This window comes from Methylomagnum sp., assembly GCF_054333355.1.
In genome coordinates this window covers 1-9,611 of sequence record NZ_JBTEKS010000150.1, presented here as the reverse complement: position 1 = coordinate 9,611, position 9,611 = coordinate 1, and the positions used below count along the sequence as shown (strand labels likewise).

At 59.1% G+C, this 9,611-nt stretch carries 8 protein-coding genes; 5 read left to right on the top strand and 3 right to left on the bottom strand.

What is annotated here, in order from left to right; genetic code table 11:
• Positions 1-103: 103 nt before the first annotated feature.
• Complete coding sequence (locus ACXWUF_RS12545; protein WP_458495010.1) at positions 104-1,894, bottom strand: Ig-like domain-containing protein; 1,791 nt, start codon at positions 1,892-1,894, stop codon at positions 104-106.
• 782 nt (positions 1,895-2,676) lie between these two features.
• Between ACXWUF_RS12545 and ACXWUF_RS12540 the strand changes: the two genes are divergently transcribed.
• From ACXWUF_RS12540 to rimI, 3 genes are read left to right on the top strand one after another with little or no spacing between them, the layout of a single operon-like run.
• Positions 2,677-4,224 (top strand): 2-isopropylmalate synthase, encoded by a 1,548-nt coding sequence (locus ACXWUF_RS12540; protein ID WP_458495009.1) that lies wholly within the window; start codon positions 2,677-2,679, stop codon positions 4,222-4,224.
• A gap of 53 nt (positions 4,225-4,277) precedes the next feature.
• Entirely contained in the window at positions 4,278-5,045 is a 768-nt protein-coding gene (locus ACXWUF_RS12535; RefSeq protein WP_458495008.1) for a uracil-DNA glycosylase, read from the top strand.
• A gap of 21 nt (positions 5,046-5,066) precedes the next feature.
• A complete protein-coding gene (gene rimI, locus ACXWUF_RS12530; protein ID WP_458495007.1) occupies positions 5,067-5,606 on the top strand; it encodes a ribosomal protein S18-alanine N-acetyltransferase in 540 nt (179 codons plus the stop codon).
• Positions 5,607-5,721: 115 nt separating this feature from the next.
• Here rimI and ACXWUF_RS12525 read toward each other — a convergent pair whose 3' ends face one another.
• Together ACXWUF_RS12525 and ACXWUF_RS12520 are read right to left on the bottom strand one after the other, a co-directional pair.
• Positions 5,722-6,471: a HesA/MoeB/ThiF family protein gene (locus ACXWUF_RS12525; RefSeq protein WP_458495006.1), complete on the bottom strand. Its 750-nt coding sequence runs from the start codon at positions 6,469-6,471 to the stop codon at positions 5,722-5,724.
• 39 nt (positions 6,472-6,510) lie between these two features.
• Complete coding sequence (locus tag ACXWUF_RS12520) at positions 6,511-7,107, bottom strand: TetR/AcrR family transcriptional regulator (protein WP_458495005.1); 597 nt, start codon at positions 7,105-7,107, stop codon at positions 6,511-6,513.
• Between the two features lie 299 nt (positions 7,108-7,406).
• On the opposite strand from ACXWUF_RS12520, the gene ACXWUF_RS12515 reads away from it, so the two are divergent.
• Together ACXWUF_RS12515 and gshA are read left to right on the top strand one after the other, a co-directional pair.
• Positions 7,407-7,736 (top strand): DUF2782 domain-containing protein, encoded by a 330-nt coding sequence (locus ACXWUF_RS12515; protein ID WP_458495004.1) that lies wholly within the window; start codon positions 7,407-7,409, stop codon positions 7,734-7,736.
• Positions 7,737-7,841: 105 nt separating this feature from the next.
• Positions 7,842-9,500: a glutamate--cysteine ligase gene (gene gshA, locus ACXWUF_RS12510; RefSeq protein WP_458495003.1), complete on the top strand. Its 1,659-nt coding sequence runs from the start codon at positions 7,842-7,844 to the stop codon at positions 9,498-9,500.
• Positions 9,501-9,611 lie beyond the last annotated feature (111 nt).

Sequence of the window (9,611 nt, the reverse complement as noted above, 5' to 3'; positions counted from 1 at the left end):
CCTTTGTCCGCCGCGCCATCTGGGCGCGGAAGTATTTCGTCAACTCCGCATCCGGCGGCGAACTGTTGGAATTGTCGCCTCGCGATGGCGAAGTCCTGCTGAATCAACTCGCCGCCACGGCGTGAAAAGGCCAAAGTCGAGTCTTGCCTAGCAGGCTTGTTTTAGCCCGAGCCACCTTGCTTTCCAAGGTAAAAGTGCCCGTTTGTCCCGGACTCAGCGCCCAGAAGGCTGGGCCGGTGAAATCGAGATATTCCCCTTTGGACGTCTGCTTATCGCCGTTCACTTCCACTCGGGCGAATTTGGGCGCAATGGCTTGTATGGCGGGCTTGGCCTTTTGGATGCGCGGCGCGGGACTCGCGTCGGTGGACTGGGTGTCAATCAGCGTCAAGCCGGTTTCCGGCCAGGAAATGGCTGCTTGGCGCGGAGCCGTTGATCCGCCCTGAATATGGGCGCTGGCTCGCAGAGCCGCTGGCACCTGGGCCGGTACAGGTTCCAGTTTGACTGTGGCGTTGAATTCCAGAGTATCGAAGAGTTCGTTCAGCGAGGCCGGCTGCGTGGTGGCAATGACTTGGCCGTTTTGGGTCCGCACGGTATCCACCCTGCGCAGATAGCCCTCTCCCACGGAACTCGCCAAATATTCGCCGGGCTTTGGCGCGGAGCCACCGCCCGTATAGGTCACGCTCGTATCGGTGACTTGCGGTGCCTGCGCGATATCCTGCACGTTCACCGTGGCCGGCGTGGCTTGCGCGATGACACCGGCAGTGACAATGCCCAATTCATTGCTCCAGCTTTCCAGTCCTTGTCCATCCGTGGCGGTTATTTTGACGTAATACTGGGTGGCTGGCGTCAATCCCTCGACCGTCCCGTTCAATGCGCCCGCCTGAGTGAGTTTCGCGGTAGCGCTGGAAGGAGTGAAACCCGGCATTTCGGATACATGCAAGGTGTAGACGAGGCTGCCATGAGTCGTCCGATCATCCGCAACGGCCAGCCATTCCGCCGTGAGCTTGTCCCCGCTTAAAGAACTGACGCCGATTAGTTGAGCTTTGTCCGGCGGTAGGTTGTCGGCGGTGGGCAGAGAAACGGTAATTGTTACCGTGGCGCTAGCTTTGCTGCCCCGGTCATCCGTCACGGTCAGCTTGAAGTTTAAGTCTGTATCCTGAGTGACGGTTGGCGCGGTGAACGAGGGACTCGCAACGGCGGGATTACTCAACGCCACCACAGGGCCAGCGGTCTGCTCCCAAAAATGCGCCACAATGGAGCCATCCGGGTCGCGGCTCTGGCTACCGTCAAGAGTGACCGTAGCGCCCGCCTCAACCCTTCGATTGATGTCGGCATTGGCTATTGGGGACTGATTAGTAGGCAGCGGGGTCACGCACACACCATTCTGCAAAACCTGTGGCGGCGTGCAAGTCAATGGCGGAGTAACGCAAACGCCATTTTCCAGCACTTGTGGCGGCGCACAGGTAGGCGACGGCGAGACACATGCGTTGTTTTGCAAAACATGCGGAGGGGTACAGGCGGGCAGAGGCGCCACCTTGATACGGATGACCGCCGCCTTGGAAGCGGCCTTACGGTCCTTGGCAACGAATTTGAACTGGTCCGTGCCGACATATTTCGCCCTAGGCGTATAAGTCGCCACAGCCCCGACTAGCTTGAGCTTGCCTTTCTTGGGCTTAGCGGTGATGGAGAACTTCAGCCGATCACCGTCGGCATCACTGGCCTGGAGAGTGATCACGAGACTGCCGTTCACGGGAACCAGAACACCCTGGCTCTCGGCCACTGGCTTGTGATTTAGAGGAGCGGCGGATACGGCCAGCCCCGGCAAAAGCGCCAGCAAACCGAACAGGGCAACAATGGCGGCGGCGGAACGAGACGATGAACGGCGGATGTTCATGAAGGCTTCCCAAGGCGATGGATGACAATCCAAGAAGCGACGCTTGTTTTTCGATACGGGTGGATTGTAATGTGAAAGCCTTGTGTAATAAATAATTGATAGTGTTTTAACGGGATGATGGGCACCATAGGGCTAGGACCAGAGGATGCGCCGAACGCCGGGAGCCGCATCGCTGGTGGTTGATGCATTGGCTACCCGACCGGCGCGACCAACCTCAACGTCGGCTTCCGGTTAGTCCGCGATTTGCCAACCTCAATTGATGCGCCTCCTTCGTCGGCACATCCTATGCGGTCTTCCTATGGGAGCAGCGCACAATCCAGACGGAACGGAAGCGGGTCTTGGAGCAGGAGACGACAGAAAAAGCCGCCTGGGCGGAAATCGAACCGCTTAGGACACTGTTGGGAACCGTTGAACCGGCAGGCGACTCGGGGTTAATTCCAAGCGTCCGATTCCCAAGTGACGTGAAAACCGGAACTTCGCGAACCACGTTCCCAAGCCGGAGCCTGGCAGCGGGCCGCTTGTGCGGATCGTCGACGGAATATATAGTGGAACCCACAACTAGCCTGTAGTGTCATGTTCCACACCACGACTTCAGCTTTCAACCGCCCCGCCCTCCCGACCATTCAAGCCGGGCGCGTGGCTTTGCGCGAAGCTCTCCCCCTGCCTCTGACCCGCCGTCTGCTCCTGCCCTGAGGGGCAGTCAACATCCACACATCATTACATCACTCCGATTTCGTTTTCCTGCCCCGCAAGAGGGGCGAGTTAGACCACGGGATTTTTTTATGAGCGACAAACTCATTATTTTTGATACGACCTTGAGGGACGGCGAGCAGAGTCCGGGCGCCTCCATGACCCGAGACGAGAAAGTGCGGATCGCCAAAGCGCTGGAACGGATGCGGGTGGATGTCATCGAGGCCGGCTTTCCAGCGGCGAGTCCGGGCGACTTCGAGGGCGTGCAGGCGGTGGCGCGGGCCATCAAGGACAGCGTCGTGTGCGGCCTGGCGCGGGCGCTGGACCGGGACATCGACCGGGCCGGTGAAGCGCTCAAGGACGCCAAGCGCTCACGCATCCACACCTTCATCGCCACCTCGCCCATCCACATGGAGCGCAAGCTCCGCATGGCCCCGGAGCAGGTGATCGAACACGCCGTCAAGGCGGTGCAACGCGCCCGGCAGTTCACCGACAACGTGGAGTTCTCGCCGGAGGATGCGGGCCGCTCGGAGGAGGATTTCCTTTGCCGCATCTTGGAGGCGGTCATCGACGCGGGCGCGACCACCCTCAACATTCCCGACACCGTGGGCTATAGCCTGCCGGACCAGTTCGGGACCACCATCCGCCGCTTGAGGGAGCGCATTCCCAATTCCGACAAGGCCATCTTCTCGGTGCATTGCCACAACGATTTGGGGCTGGCGGTCGCCAACTCCCTGTCCGCCGTGCTGAATGGGGCTAGGCAAGTAGAATGCACCATCAACGGCCTGGGCGAGCGGGCGGGCAACGCGGCGCTAGAAGAAATCGTCATGGCGGTGAAGACCCGCAAGGACGTGTTCCCCTGTCATGTGGACATCGACACCCGCGAGATCGTGACCTGTTCCCGGCTGGTCTCCAACATCACCGGCTTTCCGGTGCAGCCCAACAAAGCCATCGTCGGGGCCAACGCCTTCGCCCATGAGTCGGGCATCCACCAGGACGGCGTGCTGAAGCACCGCGAGACCTATGAAATCATGCGGGCCGAGGACGTGGGTTGGAGCGCCAACCGCATGGTGCTGGGCAAGCATTCCGGGCGCAATGCGTTCCGAACCCGGATGCAGGAACTCAGCATCGAGTTCGGTTCGGAAGCCGAGGTGAACGACGCCTTCCAGCGCTTCAAGGAATTGGCCGACAAGAAGCACCAAATCTTCGACGAGGACTTGCAAGCCCTCATCACCGAGGCGCGGGTCGAGTCGGAGGACGAGCGGGTCAAGCTGGTGTCCCTGAAGGTCAGCGCGGAGACCGGCGAAACGCCCTGTGCTCGGGTCACGCTCAGGATCGAGCATGAGGAAGTGACCGGCGAGGCGACCGGCGGCGGCGTGGTGGACGCCAGCCTCAAGGCCATCGAGTCGGTGGTGGATACCAAGTCCCATCTGTTGCTCTACTCGGTGAACAACATCACCACCGGCACCGACGCCCAGGGCGAAGTGACCGTGCGGCTGGAAAAGGGCGGGCGCATCGTCAACGGCCAGGGCGCGGATACGGACATCGTCATCGCTTCGGCCAAGGCGTATATCAATGCCGTCAACAAGCTGCTGATTCCCCGCCAGCGGATGCATCCGCAGGTGGCGGGCGATGTCTAACCCCTAAGAGCCAAAACCAAAAGGGCGGCGTGACAGCCGCCCTCCTTTTATCTATGCCAATCGACCACCGCCACCTGGATTATCTGCGACGCATGGGCATCGACGCCTGGGCACCGAGAGTGCCTGTGCCGTTCGGACCCGCGTCTGCCTTGTCCATGGCCGCGGAAATACCGCTCATCCCGGAATCCGAGCCGGAGGAAGAGGAAACCGCCATGCCCATTCCCGACGATGCTCCACCCTCCCCCACCCTTCCCCCCTGTTCAAGCCTGAACTGGGACGATCTCGCCGCCCAGGTCGCCGCCTGCACCGCCTGCCCCCTGCATCAGACCCGCACCCAGACCGTGTTCGGCGTGGGCAACCGGGAAGCCAAGTGGATATTCATCGGCGAGGCACCGGGCGAGCAGGAGGACTTGCAGGGCGAGCCATTCGTCGGGCGGGCCGGGCTGTTGTTGAACGAGATGATCCGGGCGCTTGGACTTAAGCGGGAGGAGGTGTACATCGCCAACGTGCTGAAATGCCGCCCGCCCAAGAACCGGGATCCCGCGCCCGAAGAGGCGGCGTCCTGCGAGGGCTACTTGAAGGCGCAATTAGCCTGGGTGAAACCGAAGATTATCGTCGCGGTGGGCCGCATCGCCGCGCAAAACCTGTTAAAAACCGGCACGCCCATCGGTAAACTACGCGGCCAGGTACACACCTATGAACACATCCCACTGGTGGTCACTTATCATCCCGCCTATCTGCTGCGCTCCCAGACGGAGAAGCGCCGGGCCTGGGAGGATTTGAAGCTGGCGGTGCGGACCTTTAGCCAACAAAATCAATAATGAACCTTAGCGAAGATAGCCATGGCGGAACTGTTCGATGCCCTCAAGCGGTGGGTTAGCTACGACGCCGAAGCCGATTTCTATTACAAGCACTTCCCCAGCCTCGCGGAGAACGCCGACGTGCTGTTAAGGCCCATGCGGCGGCCCGATCTAAAATCCGTGTCCGCCATCGAGCAACTTGCTTATGAATTTCCGTGGGAACCGGCCACGTTCCGCGACTGCTTCAAGGTGGGCTACAACTGCTGGATTGGCGAGAAGGCCGGGCAGATATTGTCCTACGGCATTTGTTCCGTCGGCGCGGGAGAGGCGCATGTCCTCAACATCTGCGTGGCGCCGCATATCCAAGGCCAGGGCCATGGGCGGATGATGCTGGAAAAGCTGATGGCGGTCGCCAAGAGCTACCGGGCGGAGAGCATGTTTCTGGAAGTGCGGCCCTCCAACCTGAAGGCCATCCAGCTCTATCAGCGAGTGGGATTCAACGAGATTGGGATGCGCAAAGATTATTACCCGGCCCGCAATGGTCGCCGCGAGGATGCCCTAGTCATGGCGCGGGAACTGTAACGGTCTGACCGGCGCACCCGGACGGGGCCGATACTCCCGTGGGAGCGGTTTCCAACCGCGATTTTCGGTCCCCATCGTGGTTGGAAACCGCTCCCACGGACAAGCTTCGTCGAAGTCAGCTTGAGCCTCCACAAGTCGGACACTTAGGATTCTTCCGCAAGGCGATCCGATGCCATTCCAAGCTCAACCCGTCAAACAGCAATAGGCACCCTGGAGCAGGGGCGCCAATTCCCGCCAATAATTTAATTGCCTCCAAGGCTTGCATGCTGCCGACGATGCCGGGCAGCGGCGCAATCACGCCCGTGCGTGCGCAACTCTCGGCTAACTCGCCGCGCTCCGGGTAAAGGCAGTTATAGCAAGGACCGTCAGCCCGACCCGGCGTGAACACCGCCAGTTGCCCCTCGAAGCGGATGACCGCCCCTGACACTAAGGCTTTCCGGGCCTTGACGCAGGCCGCGTTGACCGCGAAACGGGTGGCGAAGTTGTCGGAGCAATCCAGCACCACATCGACGGCGGCAATGGCGTCCGCCAACCCCTGTCCTTCCAGGCGATAAGGAAGGGTGTCAATCCGGGTTTCCGGGTTCAGCCGCTCCAGTGCCTTCCGCGCCGACTCGGTTTTCGGCTCGCCGATGTTCTCGGTGCCGTGGGCGATTTGGCGTTGCAGGTTGGATAAATCGACCGTGTCGTAGTCATTCAACACCAGCGCGCCGACACCCGCCGCCGCCAGATACATCGCGGCGGGCGACCCCAAGCCGCCCAGCCCGATGATTAACACGCGGGAATTCAGCAGCTTTTCCTGCCCCGAGACGTCCATCTGCGGCAGCAGGATTTGTCGGCTGTATCTCAGAAGCTGTTGGTCTTCCATGGGCTAGTCATTGGTAGTCAGTGGTTAGTGAAAACGTACTCAGGAACCCTGCTCTGGCAATGGATGACTGACGGCGGAATCGCCGCGCCATCCCGCCAGATAGTTCACGATCAATGAATCCGTAAGCTTGTCGGCATCAGCAATACCCGCGATGTTGAACTTTTCGCTCAAAGCCAGGGTGCAAACTCCATGAACCCCGCTCCACAAGGCCCGCGCCGCCAGCGCACGATCCGACTCAAGCCGGTGCGGCGCTAGGATGGCTAGCAACCCCTCGACCCGCCCAAACAAGGCACGCACCTGCCGTCGGTAATCTTCAGGCAACATGGTTACGGGATTTAGCCGATGGCCGAAGATCAGCTCCCAGCGGCTCTGATACGAGGAAGCGAATTGAACATAGGCCCGCCCCAGTTCAATCAAACCCGCGCGCGGATCGCCGCCACGGCGGGCCGCTTGGTTCAGTGAATCATCCAATTGATTCAGTGTGCGAAAGTTCAGTTGGACGATGAGGTCGTCCAAATTCTCGAAGACCAAATACAGGCTGCCGACCGCGTAGCCGATTTCACTGGCGATTTTACGAGTGCTCAATCCGGCCACGCCCTCGCGGTCCAGGATGGTCTCCGCCGCCGTCAGCGCCATCTCTCGGATTTCTTTGCGGCTATGGTCGTTACGCCGGGCCATGGCCGAAATCCCCACAGATTGGCACCGGCGGTGCCGGTTGGATGAAAAAGGGTCTACGCAAGGCGATGGGTGTAGGCTGAGAATTTCAGATATCGCGGCATTATCCCTGTATTTTGCCTTACGGGGCGAGTGTGGGGCGTTGATATTGGTCTAACCAGTTTTGGCGCGGCTCTAAGAGCCAAGGCGGACGGGTTTCGTAGGCCATTCTGTAATATCATTGCGGCCATAATCCACCGGAGGAAATGGCGGAATTGATTATGTTGCGGATTTTTTCACTGATTCTTTTATTTTGCTGCCTACCCTCATGGGCCGAGCCAGCGCCCGAACCCGTGCCCGATCCGCCGGAGCTTCCGCCGCCCGTACAAAGCGGGGAACCCATGGAACCGGACGTGACGATCATCCGGCGCGGCGAGGAAACGATTGAAGAATATCGGATCAACGACCATATCTATATGGTGAAAATCACACCAGTCATCGGCCCGTCCTATTATCTGGTAGACACCAACGGTGATGGCAATATGGACGTGCGCCGTAGTGATAACGAGGCCGGCATGAAAGTGCCACAGTGGGTTTTGTTCAGTTGGTGAGTGGGGAATCACCGCCCACGCCCTTCCGCGTCAAACAAGCCCCTCTCCTTTGTTTGGTAGAATGGCACCCCTTCGATAACCCGGAATTCCTTGGGGCTGACGAGATTGACGCGGCCCCCTGCGAACTCGCCCCTCAACATCAAGGACTCATTCGGCTTGAACTCTGGAATTGATGCCCGCTTGGATCGGCTTAAGCAAGCCGGTCAAGAACACCTACTACGGAACGGCCTGAAAGGGCTTGAAAAGGAAAGCCTCCGCCTAGCCCCGGATGGCACGATTGCCCAAACCCCTCATCCAGCGGCCTTGGGATCGGCCCTAACCCATCCCTGGATCACCACCGATTATTCCGAGGCGCTGATTGAACTCATCACGCCGCCTTGCGCCGATCCCGCCGACACGATGCGCTATCTCGAAGATCTGCATGTTTTCGTATACAGCCATCTAGGCGAAGAGTTTCTGCTGTCCACGTCCATGCCCGTTGGTCTGGCCGAGGAAGAAAGCATCCCCATCGCCCGCTACGGCAATTCGAATATTGGCCTGATGAAGCATATTTATCGGCGCGGCCTCGCCTATCGCTATGGACGAACCATGCAGGCCATCGCCGGGGTGCATTTCAATTATTCGGTCAATGAAGCCTTGTGGCCGGTTCTGCAAGCACTGGAAGGCAATACCGATCCACTACCAAAGTTCATTGCTGATGCCTATTTCGGTGCCATCCGCAGTATCCATCGCTATGGTTGGCTGCTTATTTATCTATTCGGCTGCTCCCCCGCCGTTTGCAAATCTTTCTTCACGGGCCGAGAGGAACTTGCCACCGCATTCATGGAATTCGATCAGGAAACGCTTTATCGGCCCCACGCCACCTCCCTACGCATGAGCGATATCGGCTATCGAAACGACAACCAAGCAAGCTTGGATATTTCGCTTGATAACCTTGATGCCTACATAGCCAATCTGACTGAGGCCATTAACCGGCCTTATCCACCCTATGAACAAATTGGCGTCAAGGTGGATGGAGAATACCGGCAACTCAATGCGAATATTCTGCAAATTGAAAACGAATACTACAGCCCGGTACGCCCCAAGCAAATTACGAAGTCAGGCGAAAAACCCACGCTAGCCTTAAAGCGCCGTGGAGTGCGGTATCTGGAATTGCGAGCCTTGGATTTGAATTGTTTCGAGCCGACAGGCTTGGGACTGGACGAGTTGCGCTTTTTGGAGGTTTTCGTGCTGTTCTGCGTCTTGGCGGACAGTCCTTTTTTGAACGCCGATGAGAAAGCCGAAGCCAACCGGAATAGCTTGTCCGTCGCTTGTTGCTCGCGGACCCCGAGCTTTCGGCTGTTGCGCTTTAGGCGGGAAATCTCTTTGCCTGAATGGGCTGGGGAATTGCTCAGCGCCATGACCGGCGTGGCAGATGCGCTGGACGCCGACGATCCTCAACAGCCATATACCCGCAGTCTGGGACAGCAAAAAGCCATCATCAGCAACCTACAATCCACGCCTTCGGCTAGGCTATTAGCGGAGATGCGGGGCGATCAAGAATCCTTTCCTACCAAGGCTCTAAATCTTTCTTGGCGTCATGCTAATTACTGGCGGCGCTTGCGACTGGAGGCTAATCAGACTGGACTTTTCCAAGCCGGAGCAGAGGCGTCTTGGACAGAGCAAAAGAAGATCGAAGCCATGGATAGACATGGGCCGTCGTTTGAGGTGTTCCTTAAGCGTTATTTCGCTCAGGGCAAAGGGCCAGAAGGGGGTATGGGCTGAAACCGGAACCGATTCCGCTCCATGAGCGGTGGCGGAAGGCGTGGCTGAAAGGACGGAAGCCCCCGGCCTCCAGAGGGAGGGCGGGGGTCCGTGGATGGGTGCCTGGCGGTG